The sequence below is a fragment of the Paracoccus broussonetiae genome (genome assembly GCF_031854425.1).
Classification (GTDB): domain Bacteria; phylum Pseudomonadota; class Alphaproteobacteria; order Rhodobacterales; family Rhodobacteraceae; genus Paracoccus; species Paracoccus broussonetiae.
The window spans coordinates 64162-87364 of sequence record NZ_JAVRQI010000008.1 but is presented as its reverse complement, the minus strand read 5'-3'; the positions used below and the strand labels follow the sequence as shown (position 1 = coordinate 87364).

Genomic DNA, 23203 nt, shown 5'->3' with positions numbered 1-23203 from the left:
TGCAGGAGCATTCCATGAACTTCCTTCTGAAACCCCGGATCGCCCTGTCCGCCGTGGTCTTGGCCGCCTTTACCGCGACCGGAGCTTTCGCCGCCGACAAGATCTCGATCCCGAATGAAAAGCCCGTTGCCGCCGCCGAGGCCCCCGAGGCCGTGGTGGTCATCCGCATCGCCAAGATGAAGTACGACACGCCCGAGGTGAAGGTGAAGCCCGGCGATACGGTCGTCTGGATCAATGACGACGTCATGCCCCACAACGTCGCTTTCAAGAAGGGCGAGGTCGGCGAAGAAGCCTTCAAGGGTGAGATGCTGAAGAAGGACCAGGCCTATGCGATCAAGTTCGACGAGGCCGGAACCTATGACTATACCTGCACGCCCCATCCCTTCATGCGCGGCAAGGTGATCGTCGAGTAACCCGACTTAAGGCAGGAGCCGGCCATGTGGATCCCCTATGACATCCGCGCCTCGCTCAAGGCGGAAAGCCCGCCGGATGCGGTCAGGCAATCGCTTGCCGACGCGGATCAGCGTGAATTCCTGGTCGGCTTCTTCCTGCGCAATCCCGTCACCCAGATCTGGGAGGCGGACATTTCGGTCGATGGCGCCCCGACCGAACTTTCGGCCGGGCCTGACCTTCCCGATGCTCGCGTCAGCTTTCACGGCAACGAAGCCGGAAAGCTGTCCGAGGTCATCTATCGCCTTCAGGCCGTGTCCCATGAACAGGCGCTGGCTCAGGCGCATGGCGACGTCCAGCGTCGGCTGCTGCGCTGGATGGCCGAGATCGGGCGCGGCATGGCCATTGCGGGCTGGCGCATCGCCGATCCCCGCCACGGCGCGCGTTGGCGCTGCACGCCCTTTCGTCCCAGCGCGATGCGTGCGGACCATATCCCACTGGGCCCGGTCGCCGCCGATCTTGCCCCAGTAGTCGAGCTGTTCCAGCGCGCAAGGAATGCCCCCGACGCGGCCAGCCGCCTGATGGCCGCGTTTGCGGTCCTTGATCTTGCCGCGACCCACCCGGCGCTGTCCCGCGCCGATGCCGCTGGCTTTCGCGTGACGCAGGACATGCTGATCCATTCCGGCGCCCTTGCCAGCCCCGAGCTGCTGCAGAGCATGGATCTTGGCGCGCTGATCGCCCATCTGCGTCCGCATCATGACCGGCTGATCGGCCCGCGCGGGGTACTGGCACCGGTGCTGGACGATCTGGCCGGGCAAAGGCGGCTGGCGCTGATGGCGAACCTGGCCGACCTTGCCGCGCATCGCCTGATCCTGGCCGAGTTGCGCGCCCGGCGCGAGGCCGCCCGCGCGCCCCAGGGCGCTGCGGGGGCCTGACCCATGCCGCGCATCAGCCTGCTTCCGGTGCTGTTCCTGTCGATCCCGCTGGCGGGGGCCGTCGTCGTCGGCGCCGCCGCCGGACGGCAGGAGCCGCTGTCCGACCCGGGCGCCGGGCTGGCCGGGCTTGGCGAAAGGCTGTTTCACGACACAGCGCTGTCGCGTGAAGGCACGCAATCCTGTTCGACCTGCCACGATCCCGACCACGCCTTTACCGACCCGCGCGAAGGTGCGGCGGGGCGCGCGGTTTCGCTGGGGGATGATGGGCAGTCCTATGGTGACCGCAACACGCCGACGCTGACCTATGCGGCGCTCAGCCCCGGCTTTCATCGCGACGGCATGGGCCGCTACAAGGGCGGGCAGTTCTGGGACGGGCGTGCCGACGATCTGGCCGATCAGGCGGGCCAGCCGATGCTGAACCCGGCCGAGATGGGGATGCCCGACCGCGCCGCCGTGGTCGAACGGCTGCGCGCCGATGCCGGTTATGTCGAAAGCTTCGCCGCGCTTTTCGGGCCGGGTGCGCTGGACGATGTCGACGCTGCCTTCGATCATGCCGCGGATGCGCTTGCCGCCTATCAAGGCACGGCCGAGTTCATGCCCTTCGATTCCAAATACGACCGCTATCTGCGCGGAGAGGTCAGGCTGACCCCGCAGGAGGAGTTCGGCCACACCGTCTTCATCACCTGGAACTGCCGCCTGTGCCACCAGCTGCAAAAGCAGGGCATCGTCGAGCACGAGACCTTCACCAGCTTTGAGTTCCACAATATCGGCATCCCCGTGAACGCGGCCGCGCGCGAGGCGAACGGGCTGGGGCTGGGGCATCTGGATCGCGGTCTGCTGGACCGGCCGGGCATCTCGGACCCGGCACAAGCCGGGCGGATAAAGGTGCCGACGCTGCGCAACGTCGCCGTGACCGGGCCGTATATGCATAACGGCGCCTTCTCGGACCTGCGGACGGCTGTCCTGTTCTACAACAAATATACCAGCCGTCGCCCAGACGCGCAGATCAATCCCGAAACCGGAAAGGACTGGGGCCCGGCCGAGATCGGGCAGAACCTGTCCCTGGCCGAGCTGCAATCGGGGCTGGCGCTGAACGATGCGCGGGTCGATGCGCTGGTTGCCTTCCTCGAGACGCTGACCGACCGGCGATACGAGCCGCTGCTGGCCGAACAGAAGCGGGCCGCCACCGCGCAGGGGAATTAGGCGGGGACAGGACACAAAGGGGGAAGGGGATGGCATCCAGCAAGCGCAAGATGAACCGCCGCACCGCCATGACCGAGATCGCGCGCGGCGCGGGTGCCGCCTGCCTGGGCGGGTTTTCCCTGATCGCCATGATCGAGGCCACGGACCGCGCCGATGCCCGCGCCATCCGCCCGCCCGGCGCGCTGCCCGAGGATGATTTCCTGGCCGCCTGCGTGCGTTGCGGCCTGTGCGTCGAGGCCTGCCCCTATCACACCCTGTCGCTGGCGGAATGGGGCGATGAGGCGGCGGTTGGCACGCCCTTTTTCACCCCGCGCGAAACCCCCTGTTACATGTGTCACGATGTTCCCTGCGCGCGGGCCTGTCCCACGGGCGCGCTGGACAGGGACATCCCCTCGATCCAGGACGCGAACATGGGCGTCGCCGTGCTGGTCGGGCACGAGGACTGCCTGAATTACAAGGGCATGAATTGCAGCATCTGCGTGCGCGTCTGCCCGATCCGGGGGGACGCGATCTCGCTTGAACCGGGCGAGTTCAACGGACGGCGCATCATGGTCCCGACGGTCCATTCCAGCCATTGCACCGGTTGCGGCACCTGCGAGAAGCATTGCGTGACTGGCCATGCCTCGATCCGGGTGTTGCCACGCGACCTGGGCCTGGGCGGCGAGGGCCGCAACCGTGCGGGGCGGGCAACATGATCGGGCGACTGATCTCTGACAACCGGCGCCAAAGCGTCGCCGCCCGTGGGCTGTTGCGGTCGCATAAATGGTGGCTGCTGCGGCGGCTGTGCCAGGTTTCGGTCCTGGGGCTGTTCATGCTGGGGCCGCTGGCCGGGATCTGGATCGCGCGCGGCAATTTCGGCGCCAGCCGGATCGGGGGCGTGGTGACGCTGGCCGATCCCTATATCCTGCTGCAAGGCCTCTTCGGGGGCACGTCCCCGGCGATGCCGGTGGTGACGGGGGCGATCATCGTCGCACTGGGCTATCTTCTGGCCGGGGGCCGCGCCTATTGCGGCTGGGTCTGCCCGGTCAACGTGGTAACGGACGCCGCCTTCTGGTTGCGAGAGAAGACCGGCCTGACGCGGGACCGTAAGCTGGACCGGCGCACGCGGCTGGCTGTTCTGGTGGGAACGCTGCTGGCCTCGGCGGTGACGGGCACGGTCGCCTGGGAGTTCGTGAACCCGGTCAGCCTGCTGCAGCGCGCCTTCATCACCGGGATCGGAATGGGATGGATGGTCATCCTGGCGGTGTTCCTGCTGGACCTGTTCGTGTCCCGCCGCGCCTGGTGCAGCCATCTTTGCCCGGTCGGGGCATTCTACGGCGTGATCGGTCGCGTCTCGGTCCTGCGGGTCTCGGCGGCGCGGCGCGATGCCTGCACCGATTGTGGCGCCTGCTTCAACATCTGCCCCGAGCCGCATGTGATCGTCCCCGCCCTGAAGGGCAAGGGCAGCCCGCTGATCCTGTCCGGGGACTGCCAGAACTGCGGGAACTGCATCGATTCCTGCCCCGTGGACGTGTTCCACATGTCCGGCAGGCTGGGCGGCGGCAGAATGCCGGCCACCGCCACCCAGGGGCAGCAGGGCTAGTGCAGCCCGAACTTGCCCATCAGCATCCTGCGCATCTGCACGAACCCGGCCGAGTTCCGGTCGCGGGGGCGCGGCAGATCGACCGGAAAGACCGTGGGCGCAGTGCCGTCATTGGTCAGGACCAGCACCCGGTCGGCCAGGAAGATCGCCTCTTCGAGATCATGGGTGACAAGGATCATCGTCACCCCTTCCTCGGCCCAGATCCGGGCCAGCTCTTCCTGCATGGTCAGCTTGGTCATCGCGTCCAGCGCGCCCAAGGGCTCGTCCAACAGCAGGATCTCGGGCTGCACGGTCAGCGCGCGCGCAATGCCCACGCGCTGCGCCATGCCGCCCGAAAGCTGGCGCGGCCAGGCATTCTGGAAATCATCCAACCCGACCAGCCGGATATAGCGGCGTGCGCGGTCCTGCGCCTCGGCGCGCGGAACGCCCCGCAGCTCAAGCCCGAAGGCCACGTTCTCCAGCACGGACAACCAAGGCAGCAGGCGCGGTTCCTGATAGATCACCGCGCGTTCGGTGCCGACGCCCGCGATGGGGGTGCCATCGATCACCACCTGCCCGGCATCCGCGCCCTCAAGCCCGGCCAAAAGGCGCAGCAGCGTGGTCTTGCCGCAACCGCTGGGGCCGACGATGGCCAGCGATTCACCGCCCCGGATATCAAGCGACAGGTTTCGCAGGACGGGCAGGGGCTGGCCGTTCAGACTGTAGGTCTTGGAAAGGTGGCGCAGGGCCACCTCGCCGCGTCGGATCTGGGAACTGGCTGTCATTTCCCCGCGACCTCCGTGCCGGTAACCAGCAGGATGTCGCTGGCCTTCAGCTGGCCCGTGGTCAGCTTGCCCTCGCGTTCCAGCACGTCGATCCAGAACTGGATGTCGCGGTCGGTCGCAAGCCCACCCTGACGCACACCGTAACCCGCGAAATACTTGGCGATCTCGGGGTTCTCGCCGCGCTCCTGCAGGACGCGGGCCAGAATTTGTCGGGTTTCCTCGGGGTGGTCGCGGGCAAAGTCCAGCGCACGGGCGGATTGCCTGACGAAATCCTCGGCCGCCTTCGGATGCTCGGCGACCCAGTCCTTGCGCAGCACGGTAAAGCCGCCCGCGATCTCGCCCAGCACCTGGGTGTCGTCAAAGACCGCGCGCAGGCCGCCCTTTTCACGCGCGGCGCCCTCGAACGTGGTCTGCCAATAGCCAAAGGCCGCGACATCGACCTGCCCCGAGCGAAGGACCTGTTCCAGTTGCGGCCCCGGCACCGTCACCAGGTTTGCGGCGTTCTGGGGCAGGCCTTTCTGGTTCAGCGCCTCGCGCACAGTATAGTCCAGATGCGCGCCCAACGTGTTCACGGCGACGGTCTTGCCCTTGATATCCTCGATCGTCCGGATCGGGCTGTCCTCAAGCACGTAGAAGATCGACTTCACGTCATGGTTGACGCCGTTCGTCGGGTAGGCGGCGACGAATTCGTTTCCGCCGATGATCGAGTTCAGCACCGCCGCAGTCGCGGCACTGCCGATGTCGACCGAGCCGCCGGCCAGCGCCATCAGCGATTCCGGCCCGCCCGAGGCATAGCCTACATCCTCGATCACGACATCGGTGCCGTCGAAATAGCCCAGCTCCTGCGCCAGTTCATGCGCGCTGACGCCGCCGTGGCTGGCAAGATAGCGCAGTGTCACCTGCTCGGCCCATGCGGGAGCGGTCAGGGCGGTCGTTACGACAAGGGAAAGGATGAAGTGTTTCATGGTCTTGGTCCTGATATCTGAAAAGATGGGTGTTCAGCGATCCGTGGCTGACCAGCGGCACAGCCGGCGCTGCAGCGCGATCAGCACGCCATTCGCGGCAAGGCCAAGAAAGGCCAGCAGGAAGATCGCGGCGAACATCAGCGGGATCTGGAAGTTGTACTGGGCGTTCATCACCTGAAAGCCGACGCCCTTGTTCGCGCCGATCATCTCGGCCGCGATCAGCAGCAGTAAGGCGGTCGTCGCCGACAGCCGCAGTCCCACGAAGATCGCCGGGACCGAGGCGGGCAGGATCACCCGGCGGAACACCTGCAGGTGGTTTGCGCCATAGCTGCGTGCCATCTCGATCAGCTTGCGGTCGACCTCTTTCACGCCGCCAATGGTGGCCAGCAGGATCGGAAACAGCGTCGCCCAGAAGATGACGAAGACTTTCGACGCCTCGCCCAGTCCCAGCAGCAGAATAAAGACCGGGTAAAGCGCCAGAGCCGAGGTCTGGCGGAAGAATTGCAGCAGGGGGTCCAGCGCGCGTTCGACCGCCGGAAGCTGGCCCATGGCAAGGCCCAGCGGGATGCCAAGCGCCACGGCTGCCAGGAAGGCGGTTCCAGCGCGCTGCAGACTGATGGCGATGTCGTCGATCAGCGCGCCGCTGGACAGGCCCTGCCACAGCGCGACCGCGATCTTGTCCAGCGGCGGGAACACGGCGGGGCTGACCCAGCCGACGCGGCCCGCGATCTGCCATAGGATGACGAAGCCCATCACCAGCCCCCAGCGGGACAGAAACCGTGCGGCCGCATCCCGCGCCGGAACCGGTCTGGCGGGCGCACGGGGCGTGTCGAGTGTTTCGATGCTCATCGCGCTACTCCGCTGCAAGCCGGGCCGCGCGCGCCGCGGCATGGCGGTTGGTCGGGAAGGGCAGGCCCAGGTTCGCGCGAAGCGTCCGGCCTTCGTATTCGGTGCGGAACAGCCCGCGGCGCTGCAGTTCCGGGATCACCAGATGGACGAAATCGGTCAGTCCGGTCGGCAGCCAGGGCGGCAGGATGTTGAAGCCATCCGCGCCGTCATTCTCGAACCATTCCTGCAGTGTGTCGGCAATCTGCCGGGCGCTGCCGACCACGGTGTAATGCCCGCGCGCCGAGGCGACCCATTGGTAAAGCTGACGGATCGTAAAACCGTTCTCGTCCGCGATCTGGCGGATCAGCGCCTGGCGCGACTTCATCCCCTCGGTCGGGGGAGCCGGGGGCAGGGGGCCGTCAAGGTCGAAGCCCCTCAGATCCAGCGTCCCGCCGGTCAGCTGGTTCAACAGCGCGACCCCGTCCTCGGGCTGGATCAGCGCGGTCAGGCGGTCGTATTTCTCGCGCGCCTCGGCCTCGGTCCGGCCGACAAAAGGCGCGACGCCGGGCATGACCAGGATATGGGACGGATCGCGTCCCAGCGCCGCGGCGCGGGACTTGATGTCGCGATAGAACTCCTGCGCGGTGTCCAGCCGCTGATGCGCGGTGAAGATCACCTCGGCGGTGGCCGCTGCCAGCGCGCGCCCATCCTCGGACTGGCCGGCCTGCACGATCACCGGATGTCCCTGGGGCGAGCGCGAGACGTTCAGCGGCCCCGCCACCTTGAAATGTTCCCCCCGATGCGCGGCCGGGTGGATCTTGTCGCGGTCGTGGAAGCGCCCGCTGTCCTTGTCGCGGATGAAGACGTCATCCTCGAAGCTGTCCCACAGCTTCTTCACGACCTCGACATGCTCGGCGGCGCGGGCATAGCGATGCGCGTGGGGATGCTGCTGGTCCAGGTTGAAGTTGCGCGCCGCGCCCTCGGTCGCGGTCGTGACCACGTTCCAGCCGGCCCGCCCGTCCGAGATCAGGTCCAGCGACGCGAATTTGCGCGCGGTGTTATAGGGCTCTTCATAGGTGGTCGAGGCGGTGGCAATGAAGCCCAGGTTCTGGGTCAGCGGCGCCAGCGCGGCGAACAGCGTCACCGGCTCGAACCCGGCGACACGGGCCGGACCGCCCTCGGACAGGCCCCCGGTCGAGGTCGCAAGTCCATCCGCCAGGAAATAGGCGTCGAACAGGCCCCGTTCAGCCTCGCGGGCCAGTTGCAGGTGGAAGGCAAAGCTGACCGCGCCATCGGCGGGCTGGTCGGGATGGCGCCACGACGCGACGTGCTGGCCGCCGCCGGGCAGGAATGCGCCAAGTCTGATCTTGCGGGTCATGATCTTCTCCTTAGATCGCGGGTTTGGTCAGCGCGGTGCTGGTGCGCCCGTCGGGACCGACTGGAATGTCGCCTTGCAGCGTCACACGGCGCACGACCCGGTGGGCGTCGCCGTAATCGTTCACCGCGACATGCTGCGTGGCGCGGTTGTCCCAGATCACCACGTCACCCGCCTGCCAGCGCCAGCGCACGGTGTTTTCCGGCGCCGTGATCCGGGCCTGCAGGATCTCGACCAGCTTTTGCGAGTCGTCGCGCGACAACCCGCTGATGCGTTGCACGAAGCTGCCCAGCAGCAGCAACCTTTCCCCGGTCTGGGGATGGACGCGGACAACCGGATGCTCGGTCTCGTATACGGCCGAGGCGAAGACCTCGGCATAGTGCTTGCGGTCCAGATCCGAGGCGCGCGGGCGTTCGGCGGCATAGTCATAAGCGTTCGAATGGACAGCCCTCAGGCTGTCGGCCAGCAGTCGCAGTGCTTCGGGCAGATCGGCATAGGCAGTGACGGTATTGGCCAAAATGGTGTCGCCGCCGACCTCGGGGATCGCGACCCCGCGCAGGATCGACGCCTTGGGATAGGCCTCGACGAAAGTCACATCCGTGTGCCAGCGATCCGCGCGCCCGCCGCCCCGGCTGGAATCCAGTTCCAGGATCGCGGCACTGCCCTTGACCACGGCCTGGGTTGGATGCGGCACCAACTCGCCCAGACGGAGTGCAAAGGCCTCTTGCCCGGCATCGTCCAGATGGTGCTGGCCGCGGAAGAACAGCACCTTGTGGCGCAGCAGCAGCGCCTTGATTTCGGCGACTGTCTGGTCGGGCAGATCCCCGCCCAGCCGCAGATTGGCGATCTCGGCCCCGATACGCGGGGTGACGGGATGGACGTCCGTGGCCGGGATGGCGGGGGCAAAGGTTTCGTGTCGGGTCATCTTGTGATCCTTTCGGGGCGCATGGGGGATCCGACGCGATCCGGCACGGGATCGCGGGAAAGTTGAAAACGTGGGGATTGTGCCGCCGACCGGCCGGGAACGACCGGCTGGGGGGCGGGGCTGACAGGGGGAAGAAAGGGCGCGGCCCTCAGGCCAGCGCAGTTCCGCGGCAACAGCCGCACATGCATCGACACGAGCCGGCAAGGCTGTTTCGGGCGATGGCTGCATAAGTGAGTCGAGGGGTCATCTCCGCCTCCTTATTCACGACTTGTTCGGTAGATATTAGAGGGGCCATTCCCCGCAGGCGATCCCAAAGATCGATCGCGCGCGACAGGCGGACGGTGATTGTGTCGGGGAAAACGACAAGAATATTCTCCGGACCCTCGGATCGGGTTTCGGAAAAGGAGTTCGGAACCTATCGCATCTGGCCCGCGTACGGGGGCTTGTCGGCAGGCGCGCCGCGAAGCAGCGCGGCTTTAGCCCGCGGTGGCGGCCAGTGCGCTGCGGGCCGGTTCGAAAATGCAGGGCACCTCGATCCGGGGGGCGCCCGCCGGGGGATGTTCGACAAAGGCAAAGACCTGTGCCAGCATCGCGCCCACATCCTGCCGCATCATCCCGGCATTCTGGTCCAGGAATGCCGCGAAAGGGTCCCAGTCGAAGCAGCCGAAACGCATCTGGGGCGGGATCGGGCGGGCATGGATCCAGCGGATCACCCCCTCCAGCGCGATAGTCGAGTTGACGAAGATCCCGCAGTCCTGCGGCAGGTCCAGCCCGGCAAGGCTCGCCTCGGTCTTTGAGGCGGAATAGCCGCGCATCAGCAGGCGGGTTTCGGGCACGTCGATCCCGCGCTCGGCATGGGCGGCCAGAAAGCCGCGCAAGCGTTCGCGGGTATTGTGGTCCTGTCCGCGTCCACCGATGAAGAAAAGCGGCGAGACGCTGCCAAAATCGCGCCGTACCCGGTCCAGGATCAGCCGTGCAAGGTCGCGCGCGCCGCCGAAATTGTCCGACACGACAGAAGGACCGCCAGTGCCGGGGAGGTCCAGATTGATCGTGCGGATGCCAGCGGGGGCGCAGATCTCGGCGATGCGGTCGGGATCGGTGGCGCCGGTCGCGATCAGGCATTCCGCCTGATAGGACATCAGCTCGCGCGCCGCCTCGACTTCCAGCGCCGGGTCGCGCTGGGTACAGGTGATGACGGGGAACAGCCCACGTTCGCGGGCCATCGCCTCGAACTGCTCGGCGATGGCACCGAAATAGCGGTTGTCGTACTTCGGGATGATCATGCCGACGATGCGCGACCTTTCGCGGCGCAACATGCTGGCCTGCAGGTTGACGGCATAGCCCTGTTCCTTGGCGATCAGGCTGATGCGCTCGGCCAGTTTTGCGCTGATCCGGCGCTTTTGCCAGGTGCCGTTCAGGACCGAACTAACCGCGCTGGGGCTGGCGCCCGCGATCTGGGCCAGGTCATAGATGGTCGGCCTTTTCGCGGGAGCGTCGTCGCTTTCGGTCATGTTCCGCCATGTTTGGCACGCGCAGCCGCATACCTGCTCAATTGATTATCTTGACAGGTAATCATAAATGCCACAGCTTTGCTACATCGATTGAGCACGCTTGCTTCATCGATGGCGCAAACCCATGCGGTGCGCCGGAGTCCGGGGGAAGCAACAAGGGGAACGACACCGGGGCCGGGGGAGAGATGGCCATTGCGGGTCGCATCCCGACATGTGGAGGAGACAAAGATGAAGTCCAAATTCCCGCTCGCCGCGGCCTCGCTGGCGGCGACGACGCTGCTGGCCGGTGCGGCCCTGGGGCAAGAGGCGGCGACGGTCGCCTTTCTGATGCCGGATCAGGCATCGACCCGCTACGAGGAGCATGATTTCCCCGGCTTCAAGGCCGCAATGGAGAAGCTGTGCCCGAAATGCACGGTGATCTATCAGAACGCCAATGCCGATGCGACGCTGCAGCAGCAGCAATTCAACTCGGTCATTACGCAGGGTGCCAAGATCGTCGTTCTTGACCCGGTGGATTCGGCGGCGGCCGCGGGACTGGTGCAGATGGCCCATTCACAGGATGTGAAGGTCATCGCCTATGACCGCCCGATCCCGGACACGCCGGCGGATTACTATGTCTCGTTTGACAACAAGGGCATCGGGCAAGCCATCGCGCAATCGCTGGTCGACCACCTGAAGGCGTCGGGCGTGGCCGCCGGGGCAGGGGTGCTGCAGATCAACGGCTCGCCCACCGATGCGGCGGCGGGGCTGATCCGTGACGGGATCGACGCCGCGCTGGACGGTTCGGAATACAAGACCCTGGCCGAATACGACACGCCGGAATGGGCCCCGCCCAAGGCGCAGGAATTCACCGCCGGGCAGATCAACCGCTTCGGCGCAGACATCAAGGGCATCGTCGCGGCCAATGACGGCACCGCTGGCGGCGCCATCGCGGCGCTGAAGGCGGCGGGGGTCGATCCGCTGCCGCCGGTCACCGGCAATGACGCGACCATCGCGGCGCTGCAACTGATCATCGCGGGCGACCAGTACAACACCATCTCGAAGCCGTCCGAGATCGTGGCCGCCGCCGCCGCCAATGTCGTCGCCACCTTCCTGAAGGGCGAGACGCCAGAGCCCAAGACCTCGCTTTACGACACCCCGTCCGAATTGTTCGTGCCGGCCGTCGTCACGCGAGAGAACATCAAGGCCGAGATCTTCGACAAGGGCATCCAGACCCCCGAGGAAATCTGCACCGCCGATTACGCCGATGCCTGCCGCGAGCTTGGCATCACGAAATAGGCCTCGACGGCGCGCGTCCCCCGGGGCGCGCGCCATTTCTTCGGAAAGGAAACGCGATGACCGAAACAGGCCATCCCGCCGCCCCGATCCTGAAGCTGCGCGGCGTCTCGAAACAATTCGGCGCGGTTCAGGCACTGAAGGACATCGAGCTTGACGTCCATGCGGGCGAAGTCGTGGCGCTGGTCGGCGACAACGGCGCGGGCAAATCCACTCTGGTCAAGGTGCTGGCGGGCGTCCACCAGCCGACCGAGGGCAGTATCGAGTTCATGGGCCGTCCGGTGACGATGGACAGTCCCGGCAGCGCGCTGGAACTGGGCATCGCGACCGTGTTTCAGGATCTGGCCCTGTGCGAGAATCTGGATGTGGTCGCCAACCTGTTCCTGGGACAGGAAATTTCTCCCTGGAGCTTGGACGAGGTGCAGATGGAGGTCCGCGCCTGGACCCTGCTGCGCGAACTTGCGGCGCGCATCCCTTCGGTCCGCGAACCCATTGCCTCGCTTTCGGGCGGGCAGCGCCAGACCGTCGCGATCGCGCGCTCGCTGCTGCTGAACCCCAGGGTCATCATGCTGGATGAACCGACCGCAGCCCTTGGCGTCGCGCAGACCGCCGAGGTGCTGAACCTGATCGAGCGCGTGCGCGACCGCGGATTGGGCGTCATCCTGATTTCGCACAACATGGAGGATGTGCGCGCCGTCGCCGACCGGATCGTGGTCCTGCGGCTGGGCCGCAACAACGGCGTCTTCACGGCGGAATCCTCGAATGCCGAGTTGGTTGCGGCGATTACCGGCGCGACCGAAAACGCGGTCTCGCGCCGTCAGGCCCGCAAGCATGAACAACTGGAAGGCTGAGATGACCGATCCGAACACCCGGACCGCCCTTGACCAATCCGACAGTCGCCTGCGCCAGGATCAGGGCGTCGCGGGCGCGATCCGCGGCTTCATCGACCGAGTGCGCTCGGGCGATCTTGGCATCTTGCCGGTGGTCATTGGGCTGATCCTGATCGCGACGGTCTTCTGGTCGTTGAACCCGATTTTCCTGGCGCCGAACAACCTTGCGAACCTGCTGTTCGACGCGGCGGCGGTGGGATGCATCTCTTTGGGTGTGGTCTGCGTGCTGATGCTGGGCGAGATCGACCTGTCCATCGGCTCGATGAGCGGGCTGGCCTCGGCCATCCTGGGCGTCGTCTGGGTCAGGATGGGACTGCCGGTGCCACTGGCAATCCTGGTCGCGCTGTGCGCGGGCGCGTTCATGGGCTTTGTCTATGCGACGATGCTGAACCGCTTCGGAATGCCCAGCTTCGTGTCGACCCTGTCGGGATTGTTGGCGATGCTGGGCCTGCAGCTTTATTTGCTGGGGGGGACCGGATCGATCAACCTGCCCTATGCCTCGCCCATGGTGCGGTTCGGGCAGATCTACGTCATGCCGGCATGGTTCAGCTATGTGCTCGCATTTGCGCCGGGGGTGGTAATGCTGGCGCTGGGGCTCGCACGGATGCGGCGGCGGGCGGCGGTCAACCTGTCCAATCCGGGCGGCGTTTCCGTCCTGCTGGTCAAGGTCGCAGTGCTGACGCTGATCCTGCTGGGCGCGGTCCATTACCTGAACATGGGGCGCGGGATCCCGTGGATGTTCGGCCTGTTCGTCCTGCTGGTCGTCATCATGCAATATGCGCTGACGCGCACGAAATGGGGCCGTGCGATGTTCGCCGTCGGCGGCAACCGCGAGGCGGCGCGGCGCTCGGGGATCAACGTGAACCGCATCCGCATTTCGGCCTTCATGCTGTGTTCGATGCTTGCGGCGCTGGGGGGCACGCTGGCGGCGTCTCGGCTGGCTTCGTCCAGCCAGCAGGCAGGGACGGGGGACGTGAACCTGAACGCGATCGCGGCTGCCGTGATCGGGGGCACTTCGCTGTTCGGCGGGCGCGGATCGGCCTGGTCGGCGCTGCTGGGCGTCATCGTCATCCAGGCGATTTCGAACGGATTGACGCTGCTGAACCTCAGCTCGTCCCTGCGCTACATGATCACGGGCGCGGTCCTGGCGGTCGCGGTGATCGTCGACTCGCTGGCGCGCCGTTCGCGGGCAAGCCACGGCCGGGCATAGGAAAGGAAAACGGGAATGGGTGATCAATTGAAGGGCAAGGTCGCGGCCGTCACCGGTGCGGCATCCGGGATCGGGCTGGCTTGCGCGCGCGCGATGCTGGCCGAGGGGGCGACTGTCGTGCTGATCGACCGCGCGGCCGACCGGCTGCAGGCGCTTTGCGACGAATTGGGGCCGAACGCAAAGCCGCTGGTCGTCGACCTGCTGCGCGGCGCGGAAGTTGACGGCATCGCGCAGGGCATCGAGGACCTGGCCGGGCCGGTCGACATCTTTCACGCCAATGCCGGGGCCTATATCGGGGGACCCGCGGCCGAGGGCGACCCCGACGCCTGGGACCGGATGCTGAACCTGAACATCAACGCGGCCTTCCGCAGCGTGCGTGCGGTCCTGCCCGGGATGATCGCCAGAAAGACCGGCGACGTGATCTTCACCTCCTCCGTCGCTGGCGTTGTCCCGGTGGTGTGGGAGCCAATCTATACCGCGTCAAAATTCGCGGTTCAGGCGTTCCTGCACGCGACGCGGCGTCAGGTCGCGCCGCATGGCATCCGCATGGGGGCGGTGCTGCCCGGTCCGGTCGTGACCGCGCTTCTCGACGACTGGCCCAAGGCGAAAATGGAGGAGGCGCTGGCCAACGGGTCGCTGATGCAGCCGACCGAGGTGGCGGATGCGGTCATCTTCATGCTGACGCGGCCGCGCAACGTGGTGATCCGCGATCTGGTGATCCTGCCCAACAGCGTCGATCTTTGACACCATGGCAAGCGCACCCCCCTGTTTCCTTGGCATCGATGTCGGCACCGGCAGCGCTCGGGCGGGGCTGTTCGATGCGCGGGGCACGATGCTGGCCAGCGCGCGGCGCGACATCACTTTGTGGCGCGACGGCGCGGATATCGCCGAACAGTCCAGCGAGGACATCTGGGCCGCCGTCTGCGCCGCCACGCGCGAAACGGTAGCCGCATCCGGCATTGATCCGGCCCGGATCGAGGGGCTTGGCTTCGATGCCACCTGTTCACTGGTCGTGTTGGGCGAAGGTGGCCGTCCCTTGACCGTCAGCGCGTCGGGTGACGATGCGCGCAATATCATCGTCTGGATGGATCATCGCGCGATTTCCCAGGCCGAGCGGATCAACGCGGGCGGCCACCCCGTCCTGCGCTATGTCGGGGACAGGATCTCGCCCGAGATGGAGACGCCGAAGCTGCTGTGGTTGCTTGAGAACCAGCCCGCAACCTATCGGAATGCATGGCAATTCATGGACCTTGCCGATTACCTGGGCTGGCGAGCCACGGGTGATCTGACCCGGTCAAGCTGCACGGTGGCCTGCAAGTGGACCTATCTTGCGCATGAGGATCGCTGGGATCCCGACTATTTCCGCAGCATCGGGCTGGGCGATCTGGCCGATCAGGATTTCATTCGGATCGGGCAAAGGATCGTGCCGCCCGGCACCGCGCTGGGGGCAGGACTGACCGCGAGTGCCGCGGCCGAACTGGGCCTGCGCCCGGGCACCCCGGTTGGCGCGGGCCTGATCGACGCCCATGCCGGCGGGATTGGCACCGTCGGCATGGCAGAGGGGCCGGAAAGCAACCTTGCCTATGTCTTCGGCACCTCGTCCTGCACCATGACCTCGACACGTGAACCCGCTTTCGTGCCGGGGGTCTGGGGGCCTTACTATCAGGCGATGGTGCCGGGCTTGTGGCTGAATGAAGGCGGGCAATCCGCTGCGGGCGCGGCGATCGAACAGTTGCTGGCCCTTCATCCGGCCCTGCCTGAAGCCAGTGCCGCCGCCCGTGCCGATGGCAAGCCGCTGCCGGTCTGGCTGGCGGAGGTCGCGGCGCGCAAGGCGGAAAACCTGTCCGATGTGGTGCGTCTTGCCACGGGCCTGCATGTCGTGCCGGAATTCCTGGGCAACCGCGCGCCTTTCGCCGACCCGCACGCCCGCGCTGTCATCGCCGGTCTGGGGATGGAGCGGGACCTGCACAGCCTGGTTGCGCTTTACGTCGCGGGGCTGTGCGGCATCGCCTATGGCCTGCGCCAGATCATCGAGGCGCAGGACAGTCAGGGTGTGAGCGTCGACCGGATCGTGATATCGGGCGGGGCGGGGCAGCTTGACCTGGTGCGCCAGATCCTGGCCGACGGAACTGGCAAGCCCGTTCTGTCAAGCAAGGCGGCCGAGCCGGTGTTGCTGGGTTCGGCGATCCTTGGCACCGTCGCCGCGGGCCAATATCCCGGAATGGTCGAGGCGATGGCTGCCATGTCGCGCCCGGATCGCGAATATGGCCCCGATGCCGGGGCCGCAGCGATCCATGATGCCCGCTATGCGACGTTCCGGGCGCTGCAACAGGCCCTGAGGGACGCGCGCGGGGTGTGAACGCGCCGCGCCCGTCTTTCAGGCGAACCAGATGGCGCTTTGGTGAATCAGCCGGACGACATCGGCCTGACTGTGGACGTTCAGCCGCGCATAGACCTGTTTCGAACAGGACCGCGCGGTCTGGATCGTCCAGCCCAGTTCCTGCGCCGCATCGCCCAGGGTGAAGCCATCGGCCAGAAGCAGGGCCAGCAGCGCCTCGCTTCGGGTCAGGTTGAAGGCGCGCGCGACCTCGTGCACGGGCACCCCGCGTGCCATCCTTTCGCCGCGCAAAAGACCCAAAGGCGTGGGACTGCCCGCCAGCATTGTCGAGGTAACGACCATGTGCAGAAGCGGGCTTTCCGAGATCCGGATCAGCGACGGGCTTCCGGACACGGACCCTGCCTCGGCGATGGCACCCTGAAAGCGGCGCTCGGCTTCGATATCGCGGAACTGAAGCCGACCTTCGGGACCAAGGCGGATGCCCTCGGCCTCGGCGATCAGCCGCTGCGCGCTGTCCGACAGATCCAGCACCTGCCCCCCGGCCGAGAACAGCGCCCAGCCCGTCGCCAGCCGCCCAGCCAGAAAACGGTCGCATTCCGCGCGGACACGTTCCTGCGCGATACGCCGCCAGCTTGTCAGCGCCTGCGGCAGAAAGGGCAGCAGTTCGGACAGCTTGACCGCGTCGATGGCGCGAAAGTCACGGTCCAGGCGCTGGATCGCCGCGACCCCGTATTCCCCCGGTTCCATCGGCCATTTCAGCACGCGCAGGAAGCCCGGCCCCGGCGGCTGGCCGGGCAGGTCCAGCTGGGAATAGACCCGGCTGCGCCGCAATTGCGCCAGATCCGAGGGCACGGGGGCAGGGGGCTGGCCGATGCTCCAGATCTCGGTTCGGCGGCCATTGCGTTCGATCGCGATGGTGGCGGCGCTGGCCCCCGTGCGGCGTGCCAGCAGCGCAAGAAAGGCGGGCCACAGGTCGGCGCGGGGCTGTCGCGCCTCGGGCCCATCGCCCACGGGATAGCCAGAGGCGGCGGCAAAAAGCGCCAGGATCAGGTCTTCGTCGGCGGAAATCTTCCGGTCCTCGTCCAGTTGTCGAATTTACCCCCCATATGGGGGGGCACAGCGCGGGATTGCAACGCTAGATCAGTTTCAATCTTTGTTCTGACCGAGTCTTTCGAATGCACAAGAAAACCCTGACCCACCTGCAGCGCCTTGAGGCCGAAAGCATCCACATCCTGCGCGAAGTCGTCGCCGAGGCGGAGAATCCCGTCATGCTGTACAGCGTCGGCAAAGACAGCGCAGTGATGCTGCATCTTGCGAAGAAGGCATTTTATCCCGCGCCGCCGCCCTTCCCGCTGCTGCATGTCGACACGACCTGGAAGTTCCAGGACATGTATGCGCTGCGCGACAAGGCCGCCAAGCAGGCCGGGATGGAGCTTCTGGTCTATCAGAACCCCGAGGCGGTGGCGAAGGGGATCAATCCCTTCGATCACGGCTCGATGCATACCGACATGTGGAAGACCGAGGGCCTCAAGCAGGCGCTGGACAAATACGGCTTTGACGTCGCCTTCGGCGGCGCCCGCCGCGACGAGGAAAAGTCGCGCGCCAAGGAACGCGTATTCTCGTTCCGGTCGGCCAACCACCGCTGGGATCCCAAGAACCAGCGCCCCGAGCTTTGGCGGCTTTACAACGCCCGCAAGGCCAAGGGCGAAAGCGTCCGGGTGTTCCCGATCTCGAACTGGACCGAGCTGGACATCTGGCAATACATCCATCTGGAAGGGATCGAGATCGTCCCGTTGTACTTCTCGGCCCCGCGCCCGACCGTGGAGCGCGACGGCCTGATCCTGATGGTGGATGACGAGCGGTTCCGGCTGGCCGAGGGCGAAACCCCGGTGATGCGGTCGGTCCGTTTCCGCACGCTGGGATGCTATCCGCTGACCGGCGCCGTCGAAAGCGAGGCCCGGACCCTGCCCGAGGTGATTCAGGAAATGCTTCTGACCACCACCTCGGAACGTCAGGGCCGCGCGATCGACCACGACCAGGCCGCCTCGATGGAGAAGAAGAAGCAGGAAGGCTATTTCTAAGCCCTTTTGCCGCCTCTCCCAGCAATTCCACCGAAATCAGGTGACCCCATGACGACCCAAGAACCGATCTACAAGACCGACGCCCTGATCGCCGAGAACATCGACGCCTATCTTGAGGCGCACCAGCACAAGACCATGCTGCGCTTCATCACCTGCGGCTCGGTCGATGACGGCAAATCCACCCTGATCGGGCGGCTGCTTTACGACAGCAAGATGATCTTCGAAGACCAGCTTGCCGCGCTGGAGGCTGACAGCAAGCGCGTCGGCACGCAGGGCCAGGAAATCGACTTCGCGCTGCTGGTCGACGGGCTGGCCGCCGAACGCGAGCAGGGCATCACCATCGACGTGGCCTATCGCTTCTTCGCCACGGAAAAGCGCAAGTTCATCGTCGCGGACACCCCCGGCCACGAACAATATACCCGCAATATGGTCACCGGTGCCTCGACTGCCGATCTGGCCGTGATCCTGATCGACGCGCGCAAGGGCGTGCTGACCCAGACCCGCCGGCACAGCTATCTGGTGAAGCTGCTGGGCATCCGTCACATCGTGCTGGCGGTGAACAAGATGGATCTGGTCGGTTACGATCAGGCCGCCTTCGACAAGATCGTCGCCGATTACCGTCAATTCGCGCAAAGCATCGGCATCGAGGAGTTCACCGCGATCCCGATCTCCGGCTTCAAGGGCGACAACATCACTGCGAGCAGCGAAAACACGCCCTGGTATTCGGGCACCGCGCTGCTGCCGCATCTTGAAACTGTCGATGTCGACGCCACCGCCGATCAGGCCAAGCCGTTCCGGATGCCGGTGCAGTGGGTGAACCGCCCGAACCTGGATTTCCGCGGCTTTGCAGGGCTGGTTGCCTCGGGCACGATCCAGCCGGGTGACGCGGTCCGGGTGCTGCCCTCGGGCAAGACCTCGACCATCGCGCGGATCGTTGGGCTGGAAGGCGACCGCGATCTTGCGGTGGCTGGCGAATCCGTCACCCTGACGCTGGCGGACGAAATCGACTGCTCGCGCGGGCAGGTGATCGTCGCGGCCCAGTCGCCGCTGGAGGTTGCCGACCAGTTCGAAAGCACCATCGTCTGGATGGACGAGCACGAGATGGTTCCGGGCAGGGCCTATTGGCTGAAGATCGGGACGCAGACCGTCTCGGCCACGGTCCATGCCCCGAAATACGAGGTGAACGTCAACACGCAGGAACATCTGGCGACCAAGACGCTGGACCTGAACGCCATCGGCGTCGCCAACGTCACCACGGACCGCGAGATTCCGTTCGCCCCATATGACGAGAACCGCGACCTGGGTGGCTTCATCCTGATCGACAAGATGACCAACCACACGGTCGCCGCCGGCTTGATCCACTATGCCCTGCGCCGCGCCCAGAACATCCACTGGCAGGCGACCGATATCGGGCGCGAGCATCATGCCGGGATGAAGCATCAGAAGCCCGCCGTGCTGTGGCTGACCGGCCTGTCCGGTTCGGGCAAGTCGACGATCGCCAATATCGTCGAGAAGAAGCTGGCGCGGATGAACCGCCACACCTTCCTTCTTGACGGCGACAACGTCCGCCACGGTCTGAACAAGGACCTTGGCTTCACCGAGGCCGACCGGATCGAGAACATCCGTCGCGTCGGCGAGGTCGCCAAGCTGATGACCGATGCCGGTCTGATCGTCATCACCGCCTTCATCTCGCCGTTCCGGTCGGAACGCGACATGGTGCGCGGCATGATGCAGCCGGGCGAGTTTATCGAGGTCTTTGTCGATACGCCGCTGGAAGTGGCCGAGGGCCGAGACGTGAAGGGTCTTTATGCCAAGGCGCGTTCGGGCCAGTTGAAGAACTTCACCGGCATCGACTCGCCCTATGAGGCGCCGGACTCGGCCGAGATTCGCATCGACACGACCGCGATGACCCCGGAAGAGGCGGCCGACCTGATCATCGCCCGGCTGATCCCCTGATCCCGCAAGGGGGCGCCGGAACCGGTCCGCCGCCCCTAGCAGACTGACTGGCGTGGTGCATGGTGATCCATGTGCCACGCTTTCCCGTGACGTGCCGCCCGATGCTGGACATGACCGCGGCGCGCGGGGATAACATGATCCTGCCGGATCCCTGCATTCCCCGCCGCCCATTTGGGCCGTTCCGGGTTTGCGCTTTATTTCAGATACTTGCAGCGCCCGGCCACGCCCCTGAGACTCGCCAGATGCGAGAAGGGTGTTCCGTTGGAAGGCCTAGCCCCCGTATTTTATCCCATCGGTTAAGATAGCTTAAAGCCTAATCGAAAAGTCGTACCCGACCTTTGCCATTATGGTCCGCCCCCTCTGCCGGGGGGATGGCAAAATTGCTGAAAGGGGCGAGATGACTTTGGAAACATTGGAGAATACTGGAGCAGAGGTCGCGACGCGCCCCGAGGACGAGAAGCTCGGCCTTGCTGCCAATCTGGCCTATGGGCTGCAACATATCCTGACCATGTATGGCGGCATCGTCGCCGTCCCGCTGATCGTTGGCCAGGCCGCGGGGCTGAGCCCGGGCGATATCGGGCTGCTGATCACCGCATCGCTTTTCGCGGGGGGCGTGGCGACACTGCTGCAGACGCTGGGCTTGCCCTTCTTCGGCTGCCAGTTGCCGCTGGTGCAAGGCGTGTCCTTTGCCGGAGTCGCGACAATGATCGCGATTGCGGGCAATGGCGGCATTCAGGCGATCCTGGGCTCGGTCATGGCGGCATCGTTCCTGGGCCTGCTGATCGCACCGGTCTTTTCGCGCATCACGCGCTTTTTCCCGCCGCTGGTGGCGGGGATCGTGATCACCACCATCGGCCTGACCCTGATGCCGGTCGCTGGCTCCTGGGCGATGGGCGGCAACCGCAGCGCGCCCGATTTCGGCAGCCCCGCCAATATCCTGTTGGCCGGGATGACGCTGGCCATCGTGCTGCTGCTCAGCAAGGTCGGGAATGCCGCGATCTCGCGTCTGTCGATCCTGCTGGCGTTGGTCTTCGGCACGGTCATTGCCTATGCGACAGGGATGACCGACTTTTCGCAGGTCGGAAGCGGTCCGACCTTTGCGCTGCCGGGCATCTTCCATTTCGGCCTGCCGACCTTCGGAATCGCGGCGACGCTGTCGATGTTCATCGTCATCCTGGTGACGATGGTTGAAACATCGGCCGACATTTTCGCCGTCGGTGAAATCGTCGAGACCAAGGTGGATTCGCAACGGCTGGGCGACGGGCTGCGCGCCGACATGCTGTCCAGCATGCTGGCCCCGGTTGTCGGATCCTTCACCCAAAGCGCCTTTGCCCAGAACGTGGGACTGGTCGCCGTCACCGGGGTCAAAAGCCGCTATGTCGTGGCCACGGGCGGGCTGATCCTGGTCGCGCTGGGACTGCTGCCGGTCATGGGGCGCGTGGTCGCGGCCATTCCCAGCCCGGTTCTTGGTGGTGCGGGGATCGTGCTGTTCGGCACCGTCACTGCCAGCGGCATCCGCACCCTCGCGCGGGTCGATTATGCCGGGAACATGAACCTGATCATCGTTGCGACTTCGATCGGCTTCGGAACGATCCCGATCGTCCTGCCGGGCTTCTACGATCAGTTCCCGGCTTGGGTGCAGACCATATTCCATTCGGGCATCAGCTCGTCCGCGCTGATGGCGATCGTGCTGAACGTGCTGTTCAACCACCTGCGGGCCGGCACGCCGACCGAGCCGTCGGTCTTTGGCGCGGCGTCCGAGCGAACGCTGCGCTATGCCGATATCGCCCAGCTTGAGGACGGGGACTACTTCCTGGATGGCAAGCTGTTCGATGCCGCCGGAAACGAGGTCCCGCTGGTTGCGGCCGGCCAGCACTGAACGCAAAAGCGCGCCGGGCGGGCCTTGTGGTCCAGCCCGGCGCAGGCGTTCAGTGCCCGCGCAGCCAGTCCGAAAGCTGCGGACGCGTCAGCCCGCCGGGGCCTGTGACCTCGGTCGCGGTGCAAAGCGCGTTCAGGATCGCTTCCTCGGTGCTTTCGCAGGCGGCGCGGAACAGGTCGTCGATGCGGCTGTCGGACAGGCGCACAAGCGGGGTCGTGTCGCCTTGAGGGAAATGCGGCACACGGTTTGCGGTGGTGAAGCCCAGCACGATGTCGCCGCTGCCATGCCCCCAAAACGCGCCAAGCCGGGCGATGCCCGCGCCCGCGCGGCGGCAAATCCGTTGCAACTGGCGTTGATCGACCGGTGCGTCCGTCGCCAGGATCACGATGATCGAACCCTTTTCCGGCTGCGGAGCAATGCGGGGATCGGGCCGGCGTCCGTCGGGCAGCACCAGATCGCCCGCCCGCCCGAAATTCGCCAGCACCAGCGCGCCAAGATGGCAATCCCGCCCGGCAATGGCGATGCGGCGCGAGGCGGTGCCGATCCCGCCCTTGAAGCCGAAGCAGGACATGCCGGTCCCGGCCCCGACCGAGCCTTCGGCCACGTCGACCCCTGCCGCATCCAGCGCCGCCAGCGCGTCTGCCTCGGTCACGGCAAGGGCCTGGATGTCGGACAGCGGGCCGTCATTGCATTCGCAGGCCACGGCGTTCACGGTCGAGGTCTCGCGCCCGATGGCGGGCGTCTCGGCGATGGCGCGGCGGATCAGCGCATTGACGCAGGTACCGACGCCGAAGGTGTTGGTCAGCAGGATCGGGGTTTCCAGCGTGCCGAGTTCCGCCACCTGCACCAGCCCCGCGCTTTTGCCAAAGCCGTTGATGACCTCGACCGCCGCTGTCAGCTTGTCCAGGAACAGGTTCCCCGGCTGCGGCACGATCGCGGTGACGCCGGTATTGACCGTGCCGCGGCGCAGGGTGGTGTGGCCCACTCGGACGCCCGGCACGTCGGTGATCGCGTTGCCTGCACCGGGGGACATGATCCCCGCTTCAAGTCCGAATTCGCGCGCCCGTGCCATGCAGTCCCTTTCCTTGTCCGACCC

The 23203-nt window shown here is 66.0% G+C and carries 21 protein-coding genes; 13 read left to right on the top strand and 8 right to left on the bottom strand.

The window, feature by feature from the left end; translation table 11 throughout:
• The first annotated feature begins 14 nt into the window (after positions 1–14).
• The 5 genes from RM190_RS11640 to napH are packed head-to-tail and all read left to right on the top strand — an operon-like array spanning position 15 to position 4110.
• The gene (locus RM190_RS11640; RefSeq protein WP_311759615.1) at positions 15–413 is read left to right on the top strand and encodes an amicyanin; all 399 of its coding nucleotides are present in this window, start codon (positions 15–17) and stop codon (positions 411–413) included.
• Positions 414–437: 24 nt separating this feature from the next.
• Positions 438–1325, top strand: a complete 888-nt coding sequence (mauJ, locus tag RM190_RS11635; RefSeq protein ID WP_311759614.1) for a methylamine utilization protein MauJ — start codon at positions 438–440, stop codon at positions 1323–1325.
• Between the two features lie 3 nt (positions 1326–1328).
• Positions 1329–2528: a cytochrome-c peroxidase gene (locus RM190_RS11630; protein ID WP_311759613.1), complete on the top strand. Its 1200-nt coding sequence runs from the start codon at positions 1329–1331 to the stop codon at positions 2526–2528.
• Positions 2529–2557: 29 nt separating this feature from the next.
• A complete protein-coding gene (gene napG, locus RM190_RS11625; protein WP_311759612.1) occupies positions 2558–3223 on the top strand; it encodes a ferredoxin-type protein NapG in 666 nt (221 codons plus the stop codon).
• Positions 3220–4110, top strand: a complete 891-nt coding sequence (napH, locus tag RM190_RS11620; RefSeq protein WP_311759611.1) for a quinol dehydrogenase ferredoxin subunit NapH — start codon at positions 3220–3222, stop codon at positions 4108–4110. The genes napG and napH overlap by 4 nt, the downstream gene beginning before the upstream one ends.
• Here napH and RM190_RS11615 read toward each other — a convergent pair.
• The 6 genes from RM190_RS11615 to RM190_RS11590 all read right to left on the bottom strand — a co-directional run bounded on the left by RM190_RS11615 (position 4107) and on the right by RM190_RS11590 (position 10478).
• Positions 4107–4874, bottom strand: a complete 768-nt coding sequence (locus RM190_RS11615; protein WP_311759610.1) for an ABC transporter ATP-binding protein — start codon at positions 4872–4874, stop codon at positions 4107–4109. The genes napH and RM190_RS11615 overlap by 4 nt on opposite strands.
• Positions 4871–5839, bottom strand: a complete 969-nt coding sequence (locus RM190_RS11610) for an ABC transporter substrate-binding protein (protein ID WP_311759609.1) — start codon at positions 5837–5839, stop codon at positions 4871–4873. The genes RM190_RS11615 and RM190_RS11610 overlap by 4 nt, the downstream gene beginning before the upstream one ends.
• Before the next feature lie 33 nt (positions 5840–5872).
• Positions 5873–6688 (bottom strand): ABC transporter permease, encoded by an 816-nt coding sequence (locus tag RM190_RS11605; protein ID WP_311759608.1) that lies wholly within the window; start codon positions 6686–6688, stop codon positions 5873–5875.
• A 4-nt stretch (positions 6689–6692) separates the two neighbouring features.
• Positions 6693–8045 carry an LLM class flavin-dependent oxidoreductase gene (locus RM190_RS11600; RefSeq protein WP_311759607.1) on the bottom strand — a complete coding sequence of 451 codons (1353 nt, stop codon included), beginning with the start codon at positions 8043–8045 and terminating at the stop codon, positions 6693–6695.
• 10 nt (positions 8046–8055) lie between these two features.
• Positions 8056–8967, bottom strand: coding sequence for a TauD/TfdA dioxygenase family protein (locus RM190_RS11595; protein WP_311759606.1), 912 nt, complete (start codon positions 8965–8967; stop codon positions 8056–8058).
• Between the two features lie 476 nt (positions 8968–9443).
• Complete coding sequence (locus RM190_RS11590) at positions 9444–10478, bottom strand: substrate-binding domain-containing protein (RefSeq protein WP_311759605.1); 1035 nt, start codon at positions 10476–10478, stop codon at positions 9444–9446.
• A 228-nt stretch (positions 10479–10706) separates the two neighbouring features.
• Here RM190_RS11590 and RM190_RS11585 point away from each other — a divergent pair, with 228 nt between their 5' ends.
• Genes RM190_RS11585 through RM190_RS11565 form a run of 5 tightly spaced genes read left to right on the top strand, consistent with a single transcriptional unit; the run spans position 10707 to position 16212 of the window.
• A complete protein-coding gene (locus tag RM190_RS11585) occupies positions 10707–11756 on the top strand; it encodes an ABC transporter substrate-binding protein (protein WP_311759604.1) in 1050 nt (349 codons plus the stop codon).
• Between the two features lie 56 nt (positions 11757–11812).
• Positions 11813–12604, top strand: coding sequence for an ATP-binding cassette domain-containing protein (locus RM190_RS11580; RefSeq protein WP_311759603.1), 792 nt, complete (start codon positions 11813–11815; stop codon positions 12602–12604).
• Complete coding sequence (locus tag RM190_RS11575; protein WP_311759602.1) at positions 12585–13853, top strand: sugar ABC transporter permease; 1269 nt, start codon at positions 12585–12587, stop codon at positions 13851–13853. Before RM190_RS11580 ends, RM190_RS11575 begins: the two co-directional genes overlap by 20 nt.
• A 15-nt stretch (positions 13854–13868) precedes the next feature.
• Positions 13869–14597: an SDR family oxidoreductase gene (locus tag RM190_RS11570; protein ID WP_311759601.1), complete on the top strand. Its 729-nt coding sequence runs from the start codon at positions 13869–13871 to the stop codon at positions 14595–14597.
• A 4-nt stretch (positions 14598–14601) separates the two neighbouring features.
• Positions 14602–16212 (top strand): FGGY-family carbohydrate kinase, encoded by a 1611-nt coding sequence (locus tag RM190_RS11565; protein ID WP_311759600.1) that lies wholly within the window; start codon positions 14602–14604, stop codon positions 16210–16212.
• An 18-nt stretch (positions 16213–16230) separates the two neighbouring features.
• Here RM190_RS11565 and RM190_RS11560 read toward each other — a convergent pair whose 3' ends face one another.
• Positions 16231–17202 (bottom strand): helix-turn-helix transcriptional regulator, encoded by a 972-nt coding sequence (locus RM190_RS11560; RefSeq protein ID WP_311759599.1) that lies wholly within the window; start codon positions 17200–17202, stop codon positions 16231–16233.
• A gap of 164 nt (positions 17203–17366) precedes the next feature.
• On the opposite strand from RM190_RS11560, the gene cysD reads away from it, so the two are divergent.
• From cysD to RM190_RS11545, 3 genes are all read left to right on the top strand, one after another.
• Positions 17367–18272 (top strand): sulfate adenylyltransferase subunit CysD, encoded by a 906-nt coding sequence (cysD, locus tag RM190_RS11555; RefSeq protein ID WP_311759598.1) that lies wholly within the window; start codon positions 17367–17369, stop codon positions 18270–18272.
• Positions 18273–18320: 48 nt separating this feature from the next.
• On the top strand, positions 18321–20228 hold the full coding sequence (cysN, locus tag RM190_RS11550) for a sulfate adenylyltransferase subunit CysN (protein WP_311759597.1): 1908 nt from the start codon (positions 18321–18323) through the stop codon (positions 20226–20228).
• Between the two features lie 397 nt (positions 20229–20625).
• Complete coding sequence (locus tag RM190_RS11545) at positions 20626–22107, top strand: nucleobase:cation symporter-2 family protein (RefSeq protein WP_311759596.1); 1482 nt, start codon at positions 20626–20628, stop codon at positions 22105–22107.
• A gap of 49 nt (positions 22108–22156) precedes the next feature.
• Here the strand turns inward: RM190_RS11545 and RM190_RS11540 are convergent, their stop codons facing one another.
• On the bottom strand, positions 22157–23179 hold the full coding sequence (locus RM190_RS11540) for a DmpA family aminopeptidase (RefSeq protein WP_311759595.1): 1023 nt from the start codon (positions 23177–23179) through the stop codon (positions 22157–22159).
• Positions 23180–23203: the final 24 nt, after the last annotated feature.

What these genes read in the sequence shown, in the direction of transcription:
- RM190_RS11610 (WP_311759609.1), bottom strand. Translation starts at nt 5,839, where the DNA reads ATGAAACACTTCATCCTTTCCCTTGTCGTAACGACCGCCCTGACCGCT.
- napG (WP_311759612.1), top strand. Translation starts at nt 2,558, where the DNA reads ATGGCATCCAGCAAGCGCAAGATGAACCGCCGCACCGCCATGACCGAG.
- RM190_RS11575 (WP_311759602.1), top strand. Translation starts at nt 12,585, where the DNA reads ATGAACAACTGGAAGGCTGAGATGACCGATCCGAACACCCGGACCGCC.
- RM190_RS11595 (WP_311759606.1), bottom strand. Translation starts at nt 8,967, where the DNA reads ATGACCCGACACGAAACCTTTGCCCCCGCCATCCCGGCCACGGACGTC.
- RM190_RS11580 (WP_311759603.1), top strand. Translation starts at nt 11,813, where the DNA reads ATGACCGAAACAGGCCATCCCGCCGCCCCGATCCTGAAGCTGCGCGGC.
- RM190_RS11570 (WP_311759601.1), top strand. Translation starts at nt 13,869, where the DNA reads ATGGGTGATCAATTGAAGGGCAAGGTCGCGGCCGTCACCGGTGCGGCA.
- napH (WP_311759611.1), top strand. Translation starts at nt 3,220, where the DNA reads ATGATCGGGCGACTGATCTCTGACAACCGGCGCCAAAGCGTCGCCGCC.
- RM190_RS11640 (WP_311759615.1), top strand. Translation starts at nt 15, where the DNA reads ATGAACTTCCTTCTGAAACCCCGGATCGCCCTGTCCGCCGTGGTCTTG.
- RM190_RS11545 (WP_311759596.1), top strand. Translation starts at nt 20,626, where the DNA reads ATGACTTTGGAAACATTGGAGAATACTGGAGCAGAGGTCGCGACGCGC.
- RM190_RS11590 (WP_311759605.1), bottom strand. Translation starts at nt 10,478, where the DNA reads ATGACCGAAAGCGACGACGCTCCCGCGAAAAGGCCGACCATCTATGAC.
- cysN (WP_311759597.1), top strand. Translation starts at nt 18,321, where the DNA reads ATGACGACCCAAGAACCGATCTACAAGACCGACGCCCTGATCGCCGAG.
- RM190_RS11605 (WP_311759608.1), bottom strand. Translation starts at nt 6,688, where the DNA reads ATGAGCATCGAAACACTCGACACGCCCCGTGCGCCCGCCAGACCGGTT.
- cysD (WP_311759598.1), top strand. Translation starts at nt 17,367, where the DNA reads ATGCACAAGAAAACCCTGACCCACCTGCAGCGCCTTGAGGCCGAAAGC.
- RM190_RS11630 (WP_311759613.1), top strand. Translation starts at nt 1,329, where the DNA reads ATGCCGCGCATCAGCCTGCTTCCGGTGCTGTTCCTGTCGATCCCGCTG.
- RM190_RS11615 (WP_311759610.1), bottom strand. Translation starts at nt 4,874, where the DNA reads ATGACAGCCAGTTCCCAGATCCGACGCGGCGAGGTGGCCCTGCGCCAC.
- RM190_RS11540 (WP_311759595.1), bottom strand. Translation starts at nt 23,179, where the DNA reads ATGGCACGGGCGCGCGAATTCGGACTTGAAGCGGGGATCATGTCCCCC.
- RM190_RS11585 (WP_311759604.1), top strand. Translation starts at nt 10,707, where the DNA reads ATGAAGTCCAAATTCCCGCTCGCCGCGGCCTCGCTGGCGGCGACGACG.
- mauJ (WP_311759614.1), top strand. Translation starts at nt 438, where the DNA reads ATGTGGATCCCCTATGACATCCGCGCCTCGCTCAAGGCGGAAAGCCCG.
- RM190_RS11565 (WP_311759600.1), top strand. Translation starts at nt 14,602, where the DNA reads ATGGCAAGCGCACCCCCCTGTTTCCTTGGCATCGATGTCGGCACCGGC.
- RM190_RS11600 (WP_311759607.1), bottom strand. Translation starts at nt 8,045, where the DNA reads ATGACCCGCAAGATCAGACTTGGCGCATTCCTGCCCGGCGGCGGCCAG.